This window comes from Sphingobacterium faecale (assembly GCF_016746095.1).
Lineage (GTDB): Bacteria > Bacteroidota > Bacteroidia > Sphingobacteriales > Sphingobacteriaceae > Sphingobacterium > Sphingobacterium faecale.
This window is the reverse complement of sequence record NZ_JAERTY010000002.1, coordinates 565692-589643: the sequence shown is the minus strand read 5'-3', so window position 1 is coordinate 589643 and position 23952 is coordinate 565692. Positions and strand designations below refer to the sequence as shown.

Annotated in this window: 22 protein-coding genes; 11 read left to right on the top strand and 11 right to left on the bottom strand. The window is 38.5% G+C overall.

The annotated features are described in order from the left end of the window. Nucleotides 1-90 precede the first annotated feature (90 nt). Complete coding sequence (locus JKG61_RS05425) at nucleotides 91-2634, top strand: ATP-dependent Clp protease ATP-binding subunit (protein ID WP_202101954.1); 2544 nt, start codon at nucleotides 91-93, stop codon at nucleotides 2632-2634. Nucleotides 2635-2680: 46 nt separating this feature from the next. Here the strand turns inward: JKG61_RS05425 and argC are convergent, their stop codons facing one another. The 3 genes from argC to JKG61_RS05410 all read right to left on the bottom strand — a co-directional run bounded on the left by argC (nucleotide 2681) and on the right by JKG61_RS05410 (nucleotide 5848). Next, complete coding sequence (gene argC / locus JKG61_RS05420; RefSeq protein ID WP_202101953.1) at nucleotides 2681-3700, bottom strand: N-acetyl-gamma-glutamyl-phosphate reductase; 1020 nt, start codon at nucleotides 3698-3700, stop codon at nucleotides 2681-2683. A 161-nt stretch (nucleotides 3701-3861) separates the two neighbouring features. Further along, nucleotides 3862-5049, bottom strand: coding sequence for an argininosuccinate synthase (gene argG / locus JKG61_RS05415; RefSeq protein ID WP_202101952.1), 1188 nt, complete (start codon nucleotides 5047-5049; stop codon nucleotides 3862-3864). An 82-nt stretch (nucleotides 5050-5131) separates the two neighbouring features. Beyond that, complete coding sequence (locus JKG61_RS05410) at nucleotides 5132-5848, bottom strand: GNAT family N-acetyltransferase (protein WP_202101951.1); 717 nt, start codon at nucleotides 5846-5848, stop codon at nucleotides 5132-5134. 522 nt (nucleotides 5849-6370) lie between these two features. On the opposite strand from JKG61_RS05410, the gene JKG61_RS05405 reads away from it, so the two are divergent. Further along, the gene (locus JKG61_RS05405; protein WP_202101950.1) at nucleotides 6371-6598 is read left to right on the top strand and encodes a hypothetical protein; all 228 of its coding nucleotides are present in this window, start codon (nucleotides 6371-6373) and stop codon (nucleotides 6596-6598) included. A 51-nt stretch (nucleotides 6599-6649) separates the two neighbouring features. On the opposite strand, the gene JKG61_RS05400 is transcribed toward JKG61_RS05405, so the two are convergent. Continuing rightward, nucleotides 6650-8806, bottom strand: a complete 2157-nt coding sequence (locus tag JKG61_RS05400) for a S9 family peptidase (RefSeq protein ID WP_202101949.1) — start codon at nucleotides 8804-8806, stop codon at nucleotides 6650-6652. A 140-nt stretch (nucleotides 8807-8946) separates the two neighbouring features. On the opposite strand from JKG61_RS05400, the gene JKG61_RS05395 reads away from it, so the two are divergent. From JKG61_RS05395 to recA, 4 genes are all read left to right on the top strand, one after another. Next, on the top strand, nucleotides 8947-10572 hold the full coding sequence (locus JKG61_RS05395; protein WP_202101948.1) for a S8 family peptidase: 1626 nt from the start codon (nucleotides 8947-8949) through the stop codon (nucleotides 10570-10572). A gap of 74 nt (nucleotides 10573-10646) precedes the next feature. Next, nucleotides 10647-10832: a hypothetical protein gene (locus tag JKG61_RS05390; protein ID WP_202101947.1), complete on the top strand. Its 186-nt coding sequence runs from the start codon at nucleotides 10647-10649 to the stop codon at nucleotides 10830-10832. Nucleotides 10833-10901: 69 nt separating this feature from the next. Beyond that, nucleotides 10902-11573, top strand: a complete 672-nt coding sequence (nth, locus tag JKG61_RS05385) for an endonuclease III (protein WP_202101946.1) — start codon at nucleotides 10902-10904, stop codon at nucleotides 11571-11573. A gap of 105 nt (nucleotides 11574-11678) precedes the next feature. Next, nucleotides 11679-12701 (top strand): recombinase RecA, encoded by a 1023-nt coding sequence (recA, locus tag JKG61_RS05380; RefSeq protein WP_021069112.1) that lies wholly within the window; start codon nucleotides 11679-11681, stop codon nucleotides 12699-12701. 162 nt (nucleotides 12702-12863) lie between these two features. Here the strand turns inward: recA and pruA are convergent, their stop codons facing one another. The 6 genes from pruA to JKG61_RS05350 all read right to left on the bottom strand — a co-directional run bounded on the left by pruA (nucleotide 12864) and on the right by JKG61_RS05350 (nucleotide 17412). After that, nucleotides 12864-14501, bottom strand: coding sequence for an L-glutamate gamma-semialdehyde dehydrogenase (gene pruA / locus JKG61_RS05375; protein ID WP_202101945.1), 1638 nt, complete (start codon nucleotides 14499-14501; stop codon nucleotides 12864-12866). A 209-nt stretch (nucleotides 14502-14710) separates the two neighbouring features. Beyond that, nucleotides 14711-15580, bottom strand: coding sequence for a helix-turn-helix domain-containing protein (locus tag JKG61_RS05370; RefSeq protein WP_202101944.1), 870 nt, complete (start codon nucleotides 15578-15580; stop codon nucleotides 14711-14713). A gap of 98 nt (nucleotides 15581-15678) precedes the next feature. Then, entirely contained in the window at nucleotides 15679-16287 is a 609-nt protein-coding gene (locus tag JKG61_RS05365; protein ID WP_202101943.1) for a superoxide dismutase, read from the bottom strand. An 89-nt stretch (nucleotides 16288-16376) separates the two neighbouring features. After that, nucleotides 16377-16847, bottom strand: a complete 471-nt coding sequence (locus JKG61_RS05360; RefSeq protein WP_202101942.1) for a nucleoside deaminase — start codon at nucleotides 16845-16847, stop codon at nucleotides 16377-16379. A gap of 1 nt (nucleotide 16848) precedes the next feature. Continuing rightward, nucleotides 16849-17196 (bottom strand): tRNA-binding protein, encoded by a 348-nt coding sequence (locus JKG61_RS05355; protein WP_202101941.1) that lies wholly within the window; start codon nucleotides 17194-17196, stop codon nucleotides 16849-16851. After that, on the bottom strand, nucleotides 17197-17412 hold the full coding sequence (locus JKG61_RS05350; protein ID WP_202101940.1) for a hypothetical protein: 216 nt from the start codon (nucleotides 17410-17412) through the stop codon (nucleotides 17197-17199). Between the two features lie 100 nt (nucleotides 17413-17512). Between JKG61_RS05350 and JKG61_RS05345 the strand changes: the two genes are divergently transcribed. The 5 genes from JKG61_RS05345 (at nucleotide 17513) to JKG61_RS05325 (ending at nucleotide 22665) form a co-directional block, all read left to right on the top strand. Continuing rightward, complete coding sequence (locus JKG61_RS05345) at nucleotides 17513-18103, top strand: porin family protein (protein WP_237249378.1); 591 nt, start codon at nucleotides 17513-17515, stop codon at nucleotides 18101-18103. 295 nt (nucleotides 18104-18398) lie between these two features. Beyond that, the gene (locus tag JKG61_RS05340; protein ID WP_202101939.1) at nucleotides 18399-19178 is read left to right on the top strand and encodes a succinate dehydrogenase cytochrome b subunit; all 780 of its coding nucleotides are present in this window, start codon (nucleotides 18399-18401) and stop codon (nucleotides 19176-19178) included. A 30-nt stretch (nucleotides 19179-19208) separates the two neighbouring features. Next, nucleotides 19209-21143 carry a fumarate reductase/succinate dehydrogenase flavoprotein subunit gene (locus tag JKG61_RS05335; RefSeq protein WP_202101938.1) on the top strand — a complete coding sequence of 645 codons (1935 nt, stop codon included), beginning with the start codon at nucleotides 19209-19211 and terminating at the stop codon, nucleotides 21141-21143. Between the two features lie 72 nt (nucleotides 21144-21215). Then, a complete protein-coding gene (locus tag JKG61_RS05330; protein WP_031301390.1) occupies nucleotides 21216-21989 on the top strand; it encodes a succinate dehydrogenase/fumarate reductase iron-sulfur subunit in 774 nt (257 codons plus the stop codon). 214 nt (nucleotides 21990-22203) lie between these two features. Further along, entirely contained in the window at nucleotides 22204-22665 is a 462-nt protein-coding gene (locus JKG61_RS05325) for a response regulator (protein ID WP_202101937.1), read from the top strand. A gap of 155 nt (nucleotides 22666-22820) precedes the next feature. Here the strand turns inward: JKG61_RS05325 and JKG61_RS05320 are convergent, their stop codons facing one another. Further along, on the bottom strand, nucleotides 22821-23906 hold the full coding sequence (locus tag JKG61_RS05320; protein WP_202101936.1) for a hybrid sensor histidine kinase/response regulator: 1086 nt from the start codon (nucleotides 23904-23906) through the stop codon (nucleotides 22821-22823). Between the last annotated feature and the right edge of the window lie 46 nt (nucleotides 23907-23952).

Genomic DNA, 23952 nt, shown 5'->3' with positions numbered 1-23952 from the left:
TTTATAGAAAATAATAAGTTAGGATTTACAATTATTTCATACATTTATAAAGTTCTAACTTAGTTCACATAAAGAAAGAAAGGTAATTACATGGAAGCAAAATTCTCACCAAGAGTCAAAGATGTGATATCTTATAGCCGCGAGGAAGCACTACGCTTACGTCACGATTATATTGGTACAGAGCATCTCTTACTTGGACTTATTCGAGAAGGTGATGGGGTGGCGATAAAAATCCTTAGAAATCTATTGGTAGACACTGGTTCAATCCGACAGTCTATTGAGGATGCAGTAAAAGGCTCATCAGTATCCCGAGCACCGGTTGGATCTGTCCCTCTAACCAAGCAGGCTGAAAAGGTTCTGAAAATAACCTATTTGGAAGCCAAGATTTTCAAAAGTGACATTATTGGAACAGAGCACTTGTTACTGGCTATTCTACGCGATGAAGACAACATTGCTTCACAGATTTTACAACAGTATAATGTGACCTACGATTTGTTCAAGAATGAAGTAGAACAGAATAAAGCGACCATTACAGACGAGGCGTCAGGCTCATCTACTCCGGATGATGACTATGCCGAAGAAGATAATTTCTCCGCTCCTAAAAAAGTTTCCGATATTAAGTCTAAAACTCCGGTTCTGGATAATTTTGGAAGAGATTTGACACGGGCAGCTGAGGACGGAAAGCTTGACCCTATTGTAGGTCGTGAGAAAGAAATTGAACGAGTTTCTCAGATACTTTCTCGTCGTAAAAAAAACAACCCGATCTTAATAGGTGAACCTGGTGTTGGTAAATCTGCGATAGCGGAGGGATTAGCACTACGTATTGTACAACGTAAAGTTTCACGTGTATTGTTCGATAAACGGGTCGTCACATTAGACCTCGCGTCTTTAGTAGCAGGTACAAAATACCGTGGCCAGTTTGAAGAACGGATGAAAGCTGTTATGAATGAACTCGAAAAGTCTCCGGATGTGATTCTTTTTATCGACGAGATTCATACCATCGTAGGAGCTGGAGGCGCATCAGGATCATTAGATGCTTCCAATATGTTCAAACCCGCATTAGCACGCGGCGAAATCCAATGTATCGGAGCAACAACATTGGACGAGTACAGACAATTCATCGAAAAAGATGGAGCATTGGATCGACGTTTCCAAAAGGTAATGATCGAACCGGCTTCTCATGACGAAACTATTGAAATCCTGAACCGGATCAAGGACAAATATGAAGAGCACCACAACGTTAACTACACACCAGAAGCAATTGAGGCTTGCGTAACCTTAACAACACGCTATATCACAGATCGCTTCCTTCCAGATAAGGCGATCGATGCTCTGGATGAAGCTGGTTCAAGGGTGCATCTTACCAATATCCATGTCCCCCAATCTATCATCGATATCGAAGAAAAGATAGAAGCGGTCAAAGTAGAAAAGAACAAGGTGGTCCGCTCTCAAAAATATGAAGAAGCGGCTAAACTACGGGATACAGAGAAAAAACTGCTTGAAGAGCTGGACAAGGAAAAAGCGGCATGGGAAACTGAAACAAAAAGCAAACGATATACTGTTACTGAGGACAACGTCGCTGAGGTTGTATCCATGATGACTGGTATCCCTGTACAACGCGTAAGTCAAACAGATAGCCAAAAGCTTCTCAACATGGGTGAATCCATGAAAGGTCGGATTATTGGTCAAGACGATGCTGTACAAAAGCTAGTAAAGGCCATACAACGTACCCGAGCTGGATTAAAAGACCCTCGGAAACCTATAGGCTCTTTCATTTTCTTAGGACCTACGGGTGTAGGTAAAACAGAACTAGCAAAAGAATTAGCTCGTTTTATGTTTGATTCCGAAGATTCTTTGATTCAGGTCGACATGAGCGAATACATGGAAAAATTTGCTGTCTCTCGTCTCGTGGGAGCTCCCCCGGGATATGTAGGCTATGAAGAAGGTGGACAATTGACAGAGAAAGTACGTCGCAAACCTTACTCCGTCGTTTTATTAGATGAGATTGAAAAGGCCCATCCAGATGTTTTCAACCTTTTGCTCCAAGTTCTGGATGAAGGCCAGCTTACAGATAGTCTTGGTCGCAAAGTGGACTTCAGAAACACCATCATTATCATGACTTCTAATATTGGTGTACGTCAACTAAAAGAGTTCGGCCAAGGTGTTGGTTTCACTACTGCTGCGAAAGAAAATCAGGCTGATGCACATTCGAGAGGTGTGATAGAAACGGCTTTGAAACGTGCTTTTGCACCTGAGTTCTTAAATCGTATAGATGATGTTATTGTTTTCAACTCCTTAACTAAAGAAAACATTTTCAAAATAATCGATATCGAATTAAGGTCGCTATTCGGCCGTATTGAAGCGCTAGGACATTCTATAGATTTAACAGACAAAGCTAAAGAGTTTATCGCTGAGAAAGGATACGACACCAATTTTGGAGCTCGTCCACTAAAGAGAGCCATTCAAAAGTATCTTGAAGATCCAATCGCTGAGGAGATCTTAAAAGGAGAACTAAAAGCCAGCGCCATAATAATGGTCGATTTGGATGAAGATAAAAAAGAGATTATTGTCAAAGGGGTCAATTCTGGCGACAGCTCGGTTTCTTCCGACATCAGTGAAGAGAATGAGAAGTAACCCTACTTTTAATAAAAAAGGCTATATTTAATATAGCCTTTTTTTATTAAAATCCCTGAGGTTTGAGATTAAGTCCAGCACGTTCATCCAGACCAAACATGAGATTCATATTTTGTACTGCCTGTCCTGAAGCTCCCTTCAATAAATTATCTGTAGCATTTAAGATCAATAATTTATCACCATGTTTTTCAAGGTGTATTATACTTTTATTCGTATTAACAACCTGTTTCAAATCAATATTCTCACGTGAAACAATGGTAAAAGGATGCGACTCATAATAGCTGATATAAAGCTGATATGCTTCTTCTTCGGTCAAAGCATAATCGAGGTAAATGCTAGAAAAAATTCCTCTAGGAAAAGCTCCGCGGAGTGGCACAAAATTAATACGTTCAGCAGCTCTTTCCATTAATGACCTTGAAGACTCTGGCAAAAATCCATCCTGCAGTTGATTTAATGACTCAGATATCTCCTGAAGATGTTGATGTTCAAAAGCCTTATAAGCGGAAAGATTGCCGCTCCTCCATGAGAAATGAGATGTAACTGTCGGCCTTTGTCCCGCACCTGTAGATCCCGTTGTAGCTGTTACATGAATCTGACTCTGCAACAATCCAACTGATGCTAACGGCAACAATGCTAACTGTATATTGGTTGCAAAACATCCAGGGTTTGCGACATACTGAGCAGATCGAATAGCAGATCTATTCAATTCTGGCAAACCATATAAAAATGAGTCCCCCTTATAATTTTTAGTAGCCTGTAAACGATAGTCTTGAGATAGATCAATTATTTTCACATGGGGTGACACCTCGTTTTGCTCTAAAAACTTATGTGCATCACCATGTCCGACACATAAAAACAGAACATCAATATGCGAGTGAAAGTCGGATGAAAACTCCAATTCTGTATCTCCCAACAAGTCGTTGTGTACTTCATATACCTTTTTACCGGCATTGGAAGCACTATTAGCAAATATTATTTCTACATTAGGATGATAGACAAGAACCCTCAATAGTTCTCCTCCCGTATAACCTGCAGACCCAACAATTCCAACTTTTACCTTTTTCATATGTGTATAATTTGCTTTTCAGTTGCCATATGGAATACTCATGGGTGTTTGTGCTTCGCTAAACATGAGTATTTCATGAAAATAATTTCTTAGTCTGTAAAAAAAGAGGCTTAAGGCTCTCCCGTTTCGCTTAATTACATTGTACAACTTAAAACTATTGACTATCCTTTGGCATTTACTTTGTGCCAAATAATGGTTTGATTACCGAAGATCTTAGAAAATCCTTTGACATCATCTCCTGTATAGCCTTCGTTCATTTCACCGTAACTGCCGAATTCATTATTCATCAGATCGTGGTCAGATTCAATACCGACAATAACAAAACGGTAGGGATGTAACTCTACAATAACACGACCAGTAACCGTTTCTTGAGATGATCCCAAAAAAGCTTCAATATCACGCATTACGGGGTCATGCATCTGTCCCTCATGCATCCAATTCCCGTAAAAACCTGCGATTTGATCTTTCCATGCCAATTGCCATTTCGTCAGTGTATGTTTCTCCAAGGTATGATGTGCTTTCACTAAGATAATTGGCCCAGCTGCTTCAAAGCCTACTCTACCTTTAATACCGATGATGGTATCCCCTACGTGTATATCTCTCCCGATACCATAGGGCTGAGCCAGCTCTTGCAATTGTTGAATGACAGACACTGCTCCGATCTTATTACCATTAAGACCAACAGGCTCTCCCTTTTCAAAATCAATATTTATCCGCTGTGAAGTAGTAGATGTAACAGGCGTTGGCCACGCAGATTCTGGTAGATATTGATTCGACGTGAGCGTCTCTGCTCCTCCAACAGAAGTCCCCCATAGCCCCTTATTTATAGAGTATTTAGCTTTCTCAGCGCTATATGGGAAACCATGCTTACTAAGATATTCTATCTCTGCTTCACGGGACAGCTTTAAATCTCTAATTGGGGTAATAATCTCAACTCCAGGAATAAGCGTATTAAAAATCATGTCAAAACGCACCTGATCATTACCTGCCCCCGTGGAGCCATGAGCTACGCAAGCAGCACCAATCTTTTTAGCGTAATTAGCAATAGCAGTTGCCTGACAGACACGTTCTGCAGATACAGACAATGGGTAAGTTGCGTTCTTTAATACATTCCCAAAAATAAGGTACTTAATAGTATCTTGGTAATAGTCGGCAGTTTCATCGATAGTAGTATGGGATTTAACTCCCAATTCGTAGGCACGTGCCTCAATACTTTTAACTTCATCTGCAGAAAAACCACCTGTGTTTACAACGACAGAGTGAACTTCCAATCCTAAATCCTTAGAAAGATAGATACAACAAAATGACGTATCCAAACCTCCACTGAATGCTAATACTACTTTTTTCATTCGTATAATTTATTTGTTCATTTAGTATACCCCTCATAGATTCGATTAATCTACAACAGTATAAGTTTATTTGTTGAAGGGTCTAAAACCCTTTTGCTGGCTTACGCCAATCAGAGAACAGCATTGTGACTGTCTTTCGTGTTGACTTCCAAAGCTTAGCTTCTATACGTTTTAGTAGAGATTGTTTCTTTGCAATCCGTTCTAATCGCTCTTTTGCTTCGGCCTTACGTTGTATTTTTTCTTTCAATTCTTTTTCCTTCTCAACAGGATTCCAAAGCATTGCCGTGCACATACAGTTTTTACGGTCTTTACTCATCAGTATATCATAATTTATACAACTTTGGCAACCTTTCCAAAACTCTTCATCTTGTGTCAACTCCGAATAAGTAACCGGCTCATAACCAAGGTCGGAGTTAATTTTCATCACCGCAAGCCCTGTTGTTAGTCCAAATATTTTAGAAGTCGGATATTTCTCCCTCGAAAGTTCAAACACTCTCTTTTTAATTGCTTTAGCTAGACCAAACTTTCGAAATTCAGGATTAACAATAAGACCGGAATTAGCAACGTAATCCCCGTGACTCCATGTTTCAATATAACAGAACCCCGCCCAAGTACCATCTCGATGTAAAGCTATTACAGCTTTCCCCTCATTCATTTTCTGAGCGACGTACTCAGGTTTTCGGCGAGCGATACCTGTACCACGGGCTTTTGCAGACTCAAACATTTCATCACAAATCTGTACAGCATATGTAACATGTTCTGCCGTAGCGGGAATAATCAAAAAATCTGAAATTGTCATCTTAAGATGTCGACCTAAAAATTAATACGCTAAAAATGCGTTAAAAGTAATAACTAAGGATTGAGAAATTCATTGAGCCAAATGAATTTACTAGGAATAGAATTTGTCTGCCTCTCGAATCAAGCTCGAGGCAGAATAGGTCGTCGGAATCGCAAAATTGGACAGTTCAAGGTACTATACCCAGACATAAGCATTGCAACAAACTTATTAAAAGTCTGTCCTAAATTGCTGATATATCTTTTTTTACAATACATTTAAACCTAATCTGTATATTTCTTAAATCTGACAGCGCAAAAATAAAGAATTATTTTTTTCTTTTATGCAAAAATATAAGAGTTTTTTTTTGAAAAATTTCATCCAAGCAGGAAATGTTAAAAAAAACTATCAATAAGACACTCCAATCATTGAAATGTTTAAAAAACAAATTTAAAAATAAATAACTCAAATCCTACTAACATTTGATTCCATTTGGCATCTGCTACCAAATACCGTATTTTTGCAGTTGTATATATTAAATTAGCTATGGTAGGTCCAAGTATTATTTTTTACGTTTTATTCGCAGTTCCGTATGTGTTTGTAATGTATTGGTTGGTAAGGCAAGACAAACGAAAGTATGCTTGGGGAATCACAATAGTGACTTTGATTGCTATTCTAGGTATTTATGTCTCCCAAAAAGCGAGTAAGAATGCCATTGAAAACTATCGGCAACATCAGATTGACGCAAGAGAACAAGAAGTAGAGAATCGTTAGAAAAATAAAAATTGCTTCAAACTATCTCATTTGAAGCAATTTTCTGATAAGCTAATCTATCATTCCTTCTAATTTCAGGATAAACGCATATTCTAATGCCTGATCTTTTAAATAATCAAACCTCCCTGATGCACCACCATGACCGAAATCCATATCTGTCTTCAATAAAACTACCTGATTCCCTTTTTTCAACGCCCTTAATTTTGCCACCCATTTAGCTGGTTCAAAATATTGCACCTGACTATCATGTAGTCCAGTCGTTACCAAAAGATTAGGATATTCCTTTTGTTCAATATTTTCATAAGGTGAATACGACTTCATATAGGTATACGCTTCAAACTCATTTGGATTTCCCCACTCATCATATTCATTCGTTGTCAATGGTATTGTCTCGTCCAGCATTGTTGTCACGACATCAACGAAAGGAACCGCTGCGATCACACCATTCCATAGATCAGGAGCCATGTTTACTATTGCTCCCATCAACAACCCACCTGCACTTCCTCCCTCAGCATAGAGATGACCTTTACGGGTATACTTATTCTCAATTAAATATTTACCACAATCGATAAAGTCTGTAAATGTATTTTTCTTCTTTTGAAGTTTACCATCTTCATACCATTGCCGTCCCATCTCTTCTCCCCCACGAATATGAGCTATAGCATAAATAAATCCCCTATTCAACAGTGACAAACGTGCACTGCTAAAGGTAGGATCCATAGACGCACCATAAGAACCATATGCATATAGGTGAAGCGGAGCGGAACCATCTTTCTTTGTTCCTTTTTTATAAACCAATGATATCGGCACCATTACCCCATCTCTCACTTTCGCGAAAGTACGTTCAGTCACATATTCATCCATATTATACCCTCCCAATACCTCTTGTTGTTTAAGTAGGCTTTTTTCCTTTGAGCGCATATTATATTCAAATGTAGAAAACGGCGTTACCAACGAGGTATAACCATAGCGAAACACATCCGTATTATATTCGACATTTACACTAGGCCGCACAGTGTAAGTTGCCTCTCCGAAATCCAATGGGTAAGAGGTGTTATTCTTGAGGTCGTGTATGGTCAGATTGGTCAATCCATTTTTACGCTCGGATACGACCAAGAAATCCTTAAATTCGTCCACCCCCTCGATCAGTACATCCGCACGGTGAGGTATAAAATCCACCCAATTATCCTGAGTTGTCGCATCCAATCCACAACTCATCACCCTAAAGTTTTGGGCATCTTTATTCGTCGTTACCAAAAAACGATCATCCAACGCTGTTACATTATACAGCACATCGTTTTGTCGCTTTTGGAATACGCGAAAGGCTTCGTTGGGCTGCTCTGCAGGCAGGTATCTCACCTCCGAACTTAGTGTTCCCTCCGATTCTATGAATATATATTTTCCATTTTTGGACTTACTAACCCCTATATAATTCGTATTGTCCTGTTCATGATACACCTCTACATCTACTGTATTACTTGTCCCTAATACATGCTTCTTTATTTTTTCCGACAATAGTGTTACCGGATTCTTGTGTGTGTAAAACAGCGTCTTACTATCCGCAGCCCAGACGCCCCCTCCTGTCGTTTGTGTAATTCGATCCTTCATGACTTCACCTGTCTGAAGGTCTTTGATATGAATTACATACTCCCTTCGGGATACCGTGTCTACGCCGTAAGCCAGATACCTATTATCAGGACTTATAGCTGTTCCAGAAATAGCATAATACGCTTTACCTTCAGCCATTTTATCCACATCCAACAAGACCTCCTCTACTCCATCGATTCCCCCCCTCTTGCGGCAAAACTTATAGTACTGTTTCCCATCTTCTGTACGACGGTAATAATAATAGCCGTTTTCTAAATAAGGAACAGATTCGTCCTTTTCCTTCACACGGGCTTTCATCTCATTGTACAATTTCATCTGCAATGGTTCTGTACTTTTCAACATCGCATCTGTGTAAATATTCTCATCTTCCAGATATTTAATTACTGCAGAAGAGTCTGGACCTTCCTTAAAATAATCATTTAGCCAATAATAATTATCGACTACCGTATCTCCATGTACCACCCTTGTATAAGGCTTTATCTTAGCAACTGGAGCCTTTACATCTGGCCAACTAACATTTCTAACTTTCTCTTGCGGAGAGCTACAAGCTCCTGTTATCATACCTAATATTATTATATAATTAATTATTCTACAGCTCATGCATTTAAAATTTACTACCGGATAGCCTTAAAAATACAAAATCTCTGCAATTATTAAGTTACAATACTTATTTTACATAGATTTAACTATTTTAACAAACACCCTAGCATTATATTTGCAATTGAAACAAAAATTAAATTATGCGTAATACAAAACTATTTATCGCTTTATTGGGAATAAGCATACTTCCTTATTCTGGCTTTTCTCAAGACAAGAAAGATAAAGCTCCTGCAAACTGGTATAACCTTGATTACAAATCAGATGGCATTATGGGTATCAGCACTGAGAAAGCATACGAATTATTGAAGGGACGTAAGTCTACTCCTGTCATCGTCGCTGTGATTGACGGCGGCGTCGATGTCAATCATGAAGACCTAAAAGAAGTCCTATGGATTAATAAGAAAGAAAGTTCTAAAAATGGAAAAGACGATGATGGCAATGGGTACATAGATGACAAATATGGGTGGAATTTTCTCGGAAATGCAAACGGAGAAAACGTCAACTACGACAACCTTGAGGTAACCCGACTAATCCGAAAATTTGAACCCAAATACATTTCTGTCTTACCTACTACTCGTCTATCAGAAGCCGAGCGTAGGGAGTTCGTCGCTTATCAAAAAATGATAGCGGACTATACGACAAAAATGGACGAAGCACAATTCGGAGACTTAAATTATGGGCGTCTACAACAAAGCATAGAAAAGATCATTAAGACGATCGGGAAAGAGCCTAAAGATATCAAAAAAGAAGATTTAGATAACTTCAAAACTGAAAATGACCAACAAAAGCTGGCCATCCGAATTGCTAAAAAAGAAGTCGAATCTGGCGGTTTTGAAAAATTTTATAAAGATATTAAAGAAGCTACAGATTACTACGGCGCCCAAGTAAAATATCATCTCAACAAAGACTATGATTCAAGATCTATTGTTGGGGACAATTATGATGACGCTAGCGAGCGTCACTATGGTAATCCTGACGTCAAAGGCCCAGATGCTGACCATGGAACCCACGTAGCGGGAATTATTGGTGCCAAACGCAACAATAATATCGGCATCAATGGAGTTGCTGATCATGTCGAGATTATGTCTATACGAGCTGTCCCCAATGGAGACGAAAGAGATAAAGATGTAGCAAATGGAATAAGATATGCTGTTGACAATGGTGCGAAAATAATTAACATGAGCTTCGGAAAGGGCTATTACTACAATAAGAAAACAGTAGACGAAGCGATTAAATATGCGATGGAAAAAGATGTATTATTGGTCCATGCTGCTGGTAATGACGGTAAGAATATAGATATTTCACCAAACTATCCTACTAAATACTATACAGATAGTTTGAACGCAATAACAGGAGAAGCCAAAGGTTGGATTACAGTAGGAGCAACCTCTTGGAAAATGGATGGAGATCTTCTAGCGGATTTTTCTAATTATGGTTACAAATCTGTTGATGTTTTTGCCCCAGGCGTAGCCATCAACTCAACAATGCCAGAAAACGAATACAAAGAACAGCAAGGTACCAGTATGGCCGCTCCTGTAGTTTCAGGATTAGCTGCAATTATCCGCTCATATTACCCTCAGCTCAGCGCTACTGAAGTTAAGGAAATCATTCTTAAATCGGTTACTAAAGTAGATCAAAAAGTCAAAGTAAAACAAGACGGGTCAAGCAAAAAGGTATACCTAGATGAAATTTCAGCAAGTGGCGGAATTGTAAATGCTTATAACGCTATAGTAGAGGCAAACAAATACATCGCCAATAAAAAGTAAAAAAATGTTAAATTTTCTATAATAATAATTCTTATTTTGCGTTCTACTACTAAACAACAATAAATAAGAGGCTTATGATCGAAAATTCTACTACTATTTATGAAAAAGCTTACGATAGCGATTTAAAAGAATCTACAACAGAAAAAGACGCCGCCTTTGAGACGAACATCAAAAATGGCATTCAAAATCTCGCAAAAGAACCGTCACAGAATGTTATAGATAATATTCTTTCTTATTCGAAATCATTGTTAAGCAAATAACAGGAAAGTCTCTAAAAGTTTAGAGACTTTCTTGCTTTAAGAGTCCCCTACAAATGAGTATCTTTGTTTATGTTAAAAAAAGACCGTTACAAAGCCTTTGTAGAGTATTTCTCAAAACATAACCCTGATGCTCAGACCGAGCTCGAATATAGTAATCCTTTTGAGCTCTTAGTTGCCGTTATTCTTTCGGCGCAGTGCACCGACAAGCGAATCAATCAAGTAACACCGGCTCTGTTCGCCCGTTTTCCTGAAGCCGAATCTCTTGCTGCAAGTTCGCCAGAAGAAGTATTCACTTATATCCGCTCTGTAAGCTATCCAAACAACAAGTCCAAACATTTGGTTGGAATGGCTCAAATGCTAATAAGTGACTTTGATGGAATAGTTCCGGAAAAAATCGAAGATCTTATAAAGCTACCCGGAGTAGGTAGAAAAACAGCCAATGTCATTTCATCTGTAGTATACAACAATCCTTCTATGGCTGTTGACACGCATGTTTTTAGAGTAAGCAATAGATTGGGATTAACCAGCAATGCCACTACGCCTTTAGCAGTAGAAAAACAATTAGTAAAATATCTACCTGAAGAAACTATTGCAGTAGCGCATCACTGGCTGATTTTACATGGAAGGTATATTTGTTTGGCTAGGACACCTAAATGCGATCAATGCCCGATTACCTACTTCTGTAAATATTTTGAAAAAACAAAGAAAGCACAACTTATCAACAGCACTTCCAATAACTAAAAAAGGTGATTACCTTTACGAGAAGCCTTGATGACTAATTATTTTAGCAAAAAATTTGGTTTTAAAATCTAAAGATTATATATTTGACTTAATAATACTAAAAACATGAGCAACGCAGATAAATTAAAAGCTTTACAGCTTACCTTAGATAAGTTAGAAAAATCTTACGGCAAAGGCACCATCATGAAGTTGGGTGATTCCGCAGTAGAACCAATTGAGTCTATATCTACAGGTTCATTGGGACTTGATATCGCTCTAGGTATCGGGGGGGTTCCCAAAGGCCGTATCATTGAAATATATGGTCCTGAATCGTCCGGTAAAACAACTTTAGCTACTCACATTGTGGCAGAAGCTCAAAAAAAAGGTGGAATTGCTGCTATTATTGATGCTGAACATGCTTTTGATAAATATTATGCTCAAAAATTAGGGGTTGACGTAGAGAACTTACTCATTTCACAACCTGACAATGGCGAACAAGCCTTAGAAATTGCAGACAATCTTATTCGCTCTGGTGCAATCGATGTAATCGTCATTGACTCTGTGGCAGCCTTAGTACCCAAAGGCGAGATAGAAGGAGAAATGGGAGAGTCCAAAATGGGGTTACAGGCACGACTTATGTCACAAGCCCTTCGTAAACTAACCGGAACCATATCCAAGACAAACTGTTGCTGTATTTTCATTAATCAGTTACGAGAGAAAATAGGTGTTATGTTTGGAAACCCTGAAACTACGACCGGTGGTAATGCATTAAAATTCTATGCGTCAGTTCGTTTGGATATTCGCCGCACCTCTCAGATCAAAGACTCAGACGAAGTATCTGGAAACCGTGTTAAAGTAAAAATCGTAAAAAACAAAGTAGCTCCTCCTTTCCGTATAGCGGAGTTCGACATCATGTTCGGTGAAGGTATTTCTAAAGTTGGCGAAATTATCGATCTAGGTGTAGAATATAATATCATTAAAAAATCGGGATCTTGGTTTAGCTATGGAGAAACCAAATTAGGTCAAGGACGTGATGCTGTGAAGAACCTACTATTAGATAATCCTGATTTAATGGATGAGTTGGAAACAAAAATCAGAGCAGAAGTTACAGGTGAAGCTTTAGATCAATCCGCAGCAATAGAAGAATAAACTGAAAAATAAGATAATATAAAAAAGGCTTTTTCACTAGTGAAAAAGCCTTTTTTAATGGCGCTGAACTAAATATGTATAACCCCAATTAAAAACACCAAACGGTCGAATAAAAAAGCACGGTCAGTAACCGTGCTTTTCATTTTATAAACAGTCTAACTATTATAATTCTTCTGATAAAAATGGATATCTATAATCTGTATCTGGAGTAAAAGTCTCCTTAATTGTACGTGGAGACACCCAGCGCAACAGATTAATCATTGACCCCGCCTTATCGTTTGTACCAGACCCCCTAGCTCCGCCAAATGGTTGCTGACCAACGACAGCACCTGTACATTTGTCATTGATATAAAAGTTACCAGCAGCATTGCGCAAAGCATACGTTGCCTCATCAATAGCATAACGGTCTTGAGAAATGATAGCACCAGTCAATGCATAGATAGAAGTATTGTCTACTAACTTTAACATCTCAGACCACTTATCATCTTCGTAGACGTAAATAGTCAATACAGGTCCGAACAACTCCTCCGATAGCGTTTCGTAATCTGGTGTTTTCGCTAGAATAACCGTTGGGCTTATAAAGTAGCCTTCAGACTTATCGTAAGTTCCACCAATGATAACCTCTGCATCAGGAGAAGCTTTGGCTCTATCAATATAGCTTGCGATTTTATCAAATGACTTCTCATCAATCACTGCATTAATAAAGTTACTGAAATCCTCAGTACCACCCATTTTGAAAGAATTGATATCCTTCTCCATTTTTGCTTTTAACTCGTTCCATATTGATTGTGGAATGTATGCTCTAGATGCTGCCGAACATTTCTGTCCTTGGAATTCAAAAGCACCACGAACCAATGCTGTATTCAAAACGTCTAAACCTGCAGAAGGATGAGCTACAATAAAATCTTTCCCCCCGGTCTCACCGACAATACGCGGATAAGTTTTGTATCTATGAATATTCTCTCCAATAGTTTTCCAGATATCTTGGAAAACACCAGTAGAGCCTGTAAAGTGAATACCTGCAAAATCCGGATGTTTAAAGATTACATCACCAGCATCAGGACCGGAAACATATACCAAGTTAATAACACCATCAGGAAGACCAGCTTCTTTAAAGATTTGCATTAATACGTTGGCAGAATAAATCTGTGTATTAGAAGGCTTCCAAACCACAACATTTCCCATCATAGCTACAGAGGTAGGCAGGTTGCCTGCAATTGCTGTAAAGTTGAAAGGAGTCAATGCAAATACAAATCCTTCTAATGGGCGTTGCTCTACACGGTTCCATACCCCTTTACTATTAGCTGGAGGTTGTTGCTGATAGATCTCAGACATATATTTCACATTAAAACGTAAAAAGTCTACGATCTCACAAGCTGAATCAATCTCTGCTTGGTATGGATTCTTTGACTGCCCCAACATGGTTGCAGCATTCAATTTATAGCGGTATTTAGTAGAGATAAGCTCTGCAGCCTTTAGAAAAATAGCCGCACGTTGTTCCCAAGGTAGATTTTCCCAGTCTTCTTTAGCAGCCAGAGCAACCTCGATAGCTTCTTCTACATGTTCCTTAGTACCCTGAGAATAGTACCCTAAAATATGCTTATGATCATGAGGAGGTGTCAATTTGACTTTTTTCTCCGTACGCACTTCTTTACCACCGATGTACATAGGAACATCTATTTCCTGATCTCTAGCATCTTGGATAGCCTGACGCAAAAAAGCTCTTTCTTTAGTACCTGGAGCATATGAATATACCGGTTCATTAACTGGAGCCGGAACATTAAAAAATCCCTTTAACATAACTTTTTGTTTTATTTAATCAACGTAAAATAACAAAATATATTACCCACATTATAGTACTGGATTGTCCATAAGTAAACATATTATATCCAAACACCAAGAAAGCAGCAAACTACAGTATCAATAAAACAACAAACCAACACACTACAAAACAACAAGATAAAAAAAACAACCTACATCAAACCTCATATAACACAACACAATTTCCGTTACAAATCCATACTATGCTGAGCAATATACCTACGCGGAGACATTTTGGTAATAGATTTAAAAACCCGGTTAAAATGAACCACATTGTTAAATCCAGATTGAAAAGCAGCCTCCGCAATATGCTCTGATTTATTATCTATCAAAATCTGACAAGCCTTTTCTATCCGAACTTCATTCAAAAAACTGATATAGGTTTTGGTAGTATGCTTTTTAAAAAACTTACAGAATGAGGTGGGAGTCATATGCACGATTGACGCTACCTGATCCACCGTAATATCTTCATTATAATGATCAAAGGTATACTTATAAACCTGACTGATACGTGCTCCATCTTTATCCGAATAAGCTACAGTCCTTACTCCCGAATACAGTGAAGAAGCATCGCTACGATGTATTGCTAAGGTGTAAAGTAAAGAAAGAAACTCTGTAAAGCGAGGCATCGATGTCTTGACCATCAAATTCGTAAAATAATGCATCATTGATTCAGAAAGACCGCGATCTACCATTTTACTCGTATCAAGCTCAAGCAAATACTCTTTGACCAATTCAAAATCAGGAATATGATAAAGCTTTTTCATACGCTCCAGGTTCACAAATATATGAATAGCATGTATATCGCCTATTTCTTCCTCATCTTCCATATCCCTGTCGAACATATGAGGTTCATTAGGCTTCAGAACAAAGATATCTCCAGACTGAAACGACTGCATAATATTACCTACCATAATCGTCCCTTTACCTTTCAAAATATAGGTAATCTGGGCTTCGTCATGGCGATGATAATAATTGTAAAAATTCTCCTTCTTATCCTCCATCACAGCAAAGACACCTTCACCATAGACAGAAACTGTAAACTGAATCGGCTTCATAAGCTCAAATCTATACTTCTTCTTTCCAAATTTGCCCGTAGATCAAAAAGGCGACAATGGATTCCCATGTCGCCTTTTAATCTCTTCCTTAGTTGCAATTATTTTGCAGCTGCATATTTTTTAGCAACAGCATCCCAATTTACAACATTAAAAATAGCATCTAAGTACGCAGGACGCTTATTTTGATATTTCAAATAGTAAGCATGTTCCCACACGTCAATACCTAAAATAGGAGCTCCCTTCACCTCCGCAACATCCATCAACGGATTATCTTGATTAGGTGTCGAAGTTACTGCCAATTTCCCATCTGCATCTACGATCAACCAAGACCATCCAGACCCAAAGCGGGTAGCACCAGCTTCTTGCAATTTCTTCTTCAACTCCTCAAATGAACCAAAAGTTTCTGTAATCGCTTCAGCTAATTCACCTGTAGGTTCACCGCCTCCATTTGCACTCAAAATAGACCAGAACAACTTGTGATTATAATGTCCACCACCATTATTACGAACAGCAGGAGAATACTTACTTACATTTCTCAAAATATCTTCTAAAGACGCGTTCTCAGCATCTGTACCAGCGATAGCCTTGTTCAAATTATCAACATATGCTTGATGATGGCGATCGTGGTGAATCTCCATTGTCTCTTTATCAATATGAGGTTCCAATGCGTCGTTTGCGTATGGTAACGCTTCTAATTCAAATGCCATAGTTACTTATTTTAATTAAATTTTCAAGTTTTATTTAACAATACGAATATAACAAATCACTTTAGCTAATGTTTCATAATAATGCCATTTTATCGTTTTGAGCGAAAAAAAGCCCTCATTAAAGCACCACATTCTTCCTCCAACACTCCACCTATAATCTGTGTTTTAGGGTGTAGTATATTCGGAGCGACCACCGTATATCCCCTCTTATCATCCACAGCCCCGTAAACAATACGTGACACTTGTGTCCAATACGACGCACCTGCACACATCACACAAGGCTCTACGGTCACATATAGCGTACAGTCGTTGAGATACTTCCCGCCCAAAAAATTAGCAGCCGCTGTGAATGCCTGCATTTCAGCATGCGCCGTTACATCGTTCAACCGCTCTGTAAGGTTATACCCCTTACCTATTATTTTATTTTGTGCAACGATAACGGCTCCTATAGGGACCTCGTCCTCTCTAAATGCCTGCTCTGCCAAACTGAACGCTTCTTTCATATAGAGCTCATCCAGCTTCTCCTGTGGCAACGTTTCTTCAAAATTATAAATCCGCATGCTATATCAATCGGGCACCATTCGGAACATTACGCTCTACTGCGGTCAAAACGATATCACCATTTTCATCAGCCAGTCCAGTCACTAGACATTCCGACATAAATTTTCCAATCTGTTTACGCGGAAAATTCACTACCGCGACAACCTGTCTACCTATTAAATCTTCCTTTGTATATAGCTTCGTAATCTGCGCACTAGACTTACGCTGTCCGATTTCAGGACCGAAGTCAATAAACAACTGATAGGCTGGCCTGCGGGCCTCGGGAAAATCACTGACCTCCAAAATAGTCCCCACTCTCAGATCCACTTTCTCAAAATCAGACCAACTTATTTCTGTACTCTCTGTCATTTATAATCTATTGCTTGTTAAATCTTCCATTTGCTTACCGATAGTAAACACGACATAATCCGTCGTACGTTTTAATCGCTTAGCTAAACGATCAATTAACTGTTCCTCCTCTCCTTCTACATAATGCAGATCATCTTCAGTAAGATGATTATATTTTCGGCTCAATTTAATCTTGGCAATCTGCCAATCCTCCTGTTTAATTTTGAGAATGCTCATAATTATGGTATTAAAATTGTATATATTTACACAATCTGTAAACAAACAACACTAAAACATGTGTTAAACTCTATTTAAACAAATCTACATAAATAAATTAATGATGAAAAAGTTTTTACCCGCATTACTCCTATTATTATCAGGTGCTACTGTAACTCAAGCTCAGATATTACCTAGTTTTGAAATCGGACTAAAAGGAGCATTAAACTATTCCAAACTAAAAGATGACAATTTCTTTAATTCAAAGAACAAAGCCGGTTACCAAGCTGGCTTGTACTCTCGCATTGGCGTTCTCGGATTCCACGTGCAACCTGAGCTATACATCACTGGAAAGAACATAGAAATCAATAAGGATTCTAAAGCTGAAGACATAAAATTCACAAGCGTAGATATTCCGGTTCTATTAGGCAAGCGTTTTGGCCTAGGCCCTATCGGTGCTAGAATACAAACAGGACCGGTATTCTCCTTCATTACCAATGATGACGGGGACAAAATCAAAAACATAACTGATTTTTCGGAATACAAGAAAAGTTCTACAGCATGGGCTTTTGGCGCTGGAGTAGACATATCTAGCTTGCGTGTAGATCTTCGTTACGAATTAGGTCTTAACGATATGGCCAAAGGTTCTACTCACAGTCAAAAAATCAACATGTGGAGTATAGGTTTGGGGTATCGCCTGTTTAAAATCTAAGAAATCAAGGGGACTTTATACGCCCTTAATTTCGAATGGTCGGGATATTTCATATCCCGACCATTTTTTATAACCGACAACATAGCATCGTTTGATTTAAATTCACTGTTGCCATGCTGCAACATATCGTTAGACGATAAAGAGTGTTTTTTCAGGGAGAAATCTTTTGAAGTAAAAAAATAATCAAAAAAAATTTAGAACAATTCTAAATTAAGGCTATTTAGTGGATTTAAAGTCATTTTTATAAATGATTTAGATATTTTTGCGATATTATAATCTATAAAAAAAAAGGATAATGAGTAGTAAATCAAAGCCACTATTGACTTCTTCACTGGGAAAGAAACTCATCATGAGCTTAACCGGACTATTTTTATGTTCGTTCTTAGTAGTTCACCTGATAGGTAATTTACAGTTATTTAAGAATGATGAAGGCTATGCATTCAACAATTATGCGTACTTCATGACGCATTTCGCCCCTATTAAAGTAGTTTCCTACCTACTTTACGCTTCTGTTATCATCCATGCTGTTTATGCTTTGACTTTAACATTAAAGAACAAATCTGCTAGACCTATCGGTTACAACCAAGGTAGCGGAAACGTAAACAGTAAATGGAATTCCAGAAACATGGGTATTCTAGGAACAATAATCCTAGTTTTCTTAGCAACACACATGCAGAACTTTTGGTTCCAATATAAATTTGGAACAACTCCGTATGTAGAATACAATACCGAACTAGCTACTGGCAACCGCGAAATCATTGCCTCTGACGTGCTACCAAACAACTACGATGGTTATAAGACTTTCGTAAATAATGGCATTGAGACTGTTCAAACAAAAGATTTATACAAACAAGTAGCATATACATTCCAGAATCCTTTTATCGTATTATTCTACGTGATTGCTATGGCAGCTTTGGCTTTCCATTTGATTCACGGGTTCCAATCCGCGTTTCAAACGTTAGGTTTCAATCACAGAAGATACATCGGATTTATTAAAGGACTTGGAATTTGGGTATTTGGAATATTAATTCCTCTAGCTTTTGCGGCAATGCCTTTGTATTTCTATTTTAAATAGTTTGTAACATCGAATAAATAGTATAAGATTATGTTAGATTCAAAAGTACCAGCAGGCCCATTGGCCGAAAAATGGTCAAAACATAAGTTCAATATGAAACTGGTAAACCCAGCTAACAAACGTAAATTCACAATTATCGTTGTTGGTACGGGTTTGGCAGGCGCCTCTGCTGCAGCTTCACTAGCTGAGCTGGGTTATAATGTTAAAACATTTTGTTACCAGGATTCTCCACGCCGTGCGCACTCTATTGCTGCACAAGGGGGGATCAACTCTGCAAAAAACTATCAAAATGACGGTGACTCCGTTTTCCGTTTATTCTATGATACGATTAAAGGTGGAGACTACCGTGCGCGCGAAGCAAACGTATATCGCTTGGCAGAAGTCTCTGTAAACATTATTGATCAGTGTGTGGCTCAAGGTGTGCCTTTCGCACGCGAATATGGTGGTCTTTTAGACAACCGTTCATTTGGTGGTGCTCAGGTATCACGTACATTCTACGCACGTGGTCAGACAGGACAACAACTATTATTAGGAGCATACTCTGCCTTGAACCGTCAGATTCAAAAAGGAAAAGTTCAATCCTATACACGTCACGAAATGCTAGATATCGTAAAGATTGATGGTCATGCAAGAGGCGTAATTACCCGCGATATGGTAACGGGTAAAATAGAGTCACATGAAGGCCATGCTGTCCTTTTATGTACAGGTGGTTACGGAAACGTATTCTTCTTATCTACAAATGCAATGGGCTGTAACGTAACAGCAGCATGGAGAGCACACAAACGTGGAGCCTTCTTTGCCAACCCATGTTACACACAGATTCACCCTACTTGTATTCCTGTAACTGGGGATCACCAATCAAAACTGACTTTGATGTCAGAATCTTTACGTAACGACGGCCGTGTTTGGGTTCCAAAAACACAAGAAATGGCAGAGCGTGTACGTAAAGGCGAATTGAAACCTGTAGATATCAAAGAAGACGATAGAGATTACTTCTTAGAGCGTAAATATCCTTCTTTCGGTAACTTGGTACCTCGCGACGTAGCTTCTCGTAACGCAAAAGAAGCTGTAGATGATGGTCGTGGTGTAGGAAAGACAGGCTTCGCTGTTTACTTAGATTTCAAAGACGCAATTGCTCGTCTAGGAGAAGATAGCGTACGTGCTAAGTATGGTAACCTTTTCGATATGTATCACAAGATTACAGACGAAAACCCATACAAGCAACCGATGCGTATCTACCCAGCTGTTCACTACACTATGGGTGGCGTATGGGTTGACTACAACTTGATGACTACAGTACCTGGATTATATGCATTAGGAGAGGCTAACTTCTCTGACCACGGAGCTAACCGCCTAGGTGCTTCTGCATTAATGCAAGGGCTTTCAGATGGTTACTTTGTAATCCCTTACACTGTTGGAGATTACTTAGCTGGCCTTGGAAACTTCAATCCTGTAGACAAAAACCACCCCGCTTTTGAGCAAACTCGTAAAGAGGTAGAAGATAACATCAACAAATTATTGGCTTTACGCGGTTCAAAAACCGTAGATGATATCCACAAAGAACTTGGACATATCATGTGGGAATACTGTGGTATGGCCCGTACAGCTGAAGGTCTTACAAAAGCAAAAGGCATGATTCAAGAACTTAAAAAAGAATTCTGGTCCAATGCATCCGTGTTAGGACAGAATGAAGAGTTGAATATGTCTTTAGAAAAAGCAGGTCGTGTTGCTGACTTTATCGAACTTGGAGAATTAATGGTGGATGACGCTTTAAACCGTAGCGAATCCTGTGGAGGTCACTTCCGCTTGGAATCACAAACAGAAGAAGGCGAAGCTAAACGTGATGATGAAAACTTCACTTACGTTTCAGCATGGGAATACACTGGCGAAAATCAACCCGAGGTCCTTCACAAAGAAGAACTGGTATTTGAAAACGTTAAGTTAACACAAAGAAGTTATAAATAGTATTGCGTATAGCGTATCGGGATATGCGCAATGTCTCAATACTCAATACACAGTACTCAATACTATACAGATATGAGTAATCACATGAATTTAACGCTGAAGGTTTGGCGTCAAAAAAATGATAAAGCAAAAGGACAATTTGTAACCATCCAAGCCAAAGACATCGCTGATGACATGTCTTTCTTAGAAATGTTAGACATTGTCAATGATGATCTTACCCGCAAAGGTGAAGACCCTATATATTTTGATCACGACTGTCGCGAAGGTATCTGTGGGATGTGTTCATTGGTAATCAATGGTCGTCCTCACGGTCCTATGGAAGGCACTACAACTTGTCAATTGCACATGCGTAGCTTTCATGATGGGCAGACTATCGTCATCGAACCTTGGAGAGCAGCCGCATTCCCCGTATTAAAAGATTTAGCGGTAGACCGTACAGCATTTGACCGTATCCAACAAGCTGGAGGTTACGTCAATGTCAATACCGGAGGAGTACCTGACGCCAACGTCATTCCTATTCCAAAACGTATTGCCGACGAAGCTTTTGAATCAGCGACTTGTATCGGTTGTGGTGCCTGTGTAGCAGCTTGTAAAAATGCTTCAGCGATGTTATTTGTCTCTGCCAAAGTATCTCAATTTGCTTTGTTGCCACAAGGACAAACGGAGCGTTACGAGCGTGCACAAGCTATGGTAGACCAAATGGATGCTGAAGGCTTTGGTAACTGTACCAATACTGGTGCCTGTGAAGCTGAATGTCCTGTTGGAATAAAATTGACAAATATTGCTCGATTGAACAGAGAATACCTAGGTGCGAAAATCTTCAGACAAGAAGACGTACACAATTAGATTTTTCTTACATAGATCATAATTAAGAGAGGTTGTTTTTATTTTATAAAGCAGCCTCTCTTAGTCTTTACCGTAAAAAACTTATTGTTAACCAATTAACAATAAAAAAAACATTAAAAAACAACAAACAAAAACAGCAGAAAGATGTTTGATTCTTATCATACTTTTATTTACTTTGTATGTTTAAGAATTTTTATTGATTGAAAGGTGGATTATGGAAAATAAAATTACAGTATTGTATGTAGATGATGAGGAGAACAATCTAATTTCCTTTAAAGCGACCTTTCGTTTAAAATACAAAGTACTTACAGCGATTAATGGTGCCGCTGCAATTGAGATAGTAAAAACGACTCATATAGATATTATAATAACTGATCAACGTATGCCGGAAATGACCGGTGTTGCATTATTGGAAGAAATTATAAAAATCAATCCAGAACCTATGCGTATCTTATTGACTGGTTATGCAGACATGGGAGCCGTAGTTGATGCTGTCAATAAAGGAAAGATATATCATTATCTAAGCAAGCCGTGGAGTGAATCTGAACTAGACGAAACAATACAAAGAGCTTATGAGGTTTACTCTGAGCGTAAGGATATACTAGAGACCTATTCCAAATTGGAGGTATCGAACGAACAATTAGAGTTCCTGCTAAGACAAAAATTACTTTCTTAACATGACAGAAAAACAAACAATTTCATGTTGCCAACGACGAGTACATCCTATAGACATCTGAAAGTTACTGACACTTTCTAAGCATATAAACTATCAGAAAAACAGGCTTCATATGTGTCGGCAAACCCGTTCAATCATAAATATTCAGGAACAGATTATTTATTAGGAATAACGACCCTAAACGTAGTACCAATTCCCAATTCGGAAGATACAGCAACTGTTCCTTGCAATTTTGCTAATGCATTTTGCACATTATAAAGACCAAACCCCATGCCCTCCGCTTCATTTGTGGCCCTGAAGAATAGTCTAAATATATCTTTTATATATTGAGGAGATATACCAAGCCCGGTATCACTAACCTCTATTGTTGCATTATTGTCCTTAACAATGACAGAAAGGTTGACCTCTTTATGATCATTATCTTTTCTTTGATATTTAAAGGCATTAGACAATAAGTTATGCAAAACAAGCTCTAAGACAGCATGGTCACTTTTAAATCCCTCTGACTGTTCAACACTAACATTCAGAGAAACCTGATTGTTATTTGTATACATCTTATAAAATTGAACTATATTATCGAAAAGCTTGTGAAAATCTATATCAGAAAGTTCCAGTTCGCCGCGACGTAACAGGAAGTAATCTCTTAAGCTATTTATATAGGCGTCCAATCGCATAAGCGACCCCTCCATCAATCCCAATATTTCACGTACGCGATCAATTTCGTCAAATCCTCCAGCAAGCTTAATCGCTGTTAGGATCCCCGTCAATGGTTCCCGTAAATCATGACTTACACTATACGCAAATTTATCCAGCTCATGATAAGCTTTCTGCAATTCTTCGTTTCTGATATCCAACATCGAAGTCGCTATATAAAACTTATTAGCTTCTTCAATTGATGAAATAATCTCCTCTTGCTGCCATGGTTTACGAACAAATCGGAAGATATGTCCCTTGTTCACTGCGTCCACAACAGTTTCCATATCGGCATATGCTGTTAACAAAATCCGAATTGGCCTAGGAAATTCCGTCCTGATATGGTGCAAAAAATCAACACCTAACTCACCAGGCATGCGCTGGTCACAGAACACAACACGTATGTCGGGATGAGTTCGTAATATTTCTCTAGCCTCAGAAGTATTAGAAGCAGTATGAACCAAATATTGATATCTAAAATTAGCTTTAAAACCAATTAGATTATTCACTTCATCATCTATGTATAATATTTCTGGAACCTCTTTCATAAATTTGGCAATAAAACATAATGACCAAATAATTTCTAAATCAAAG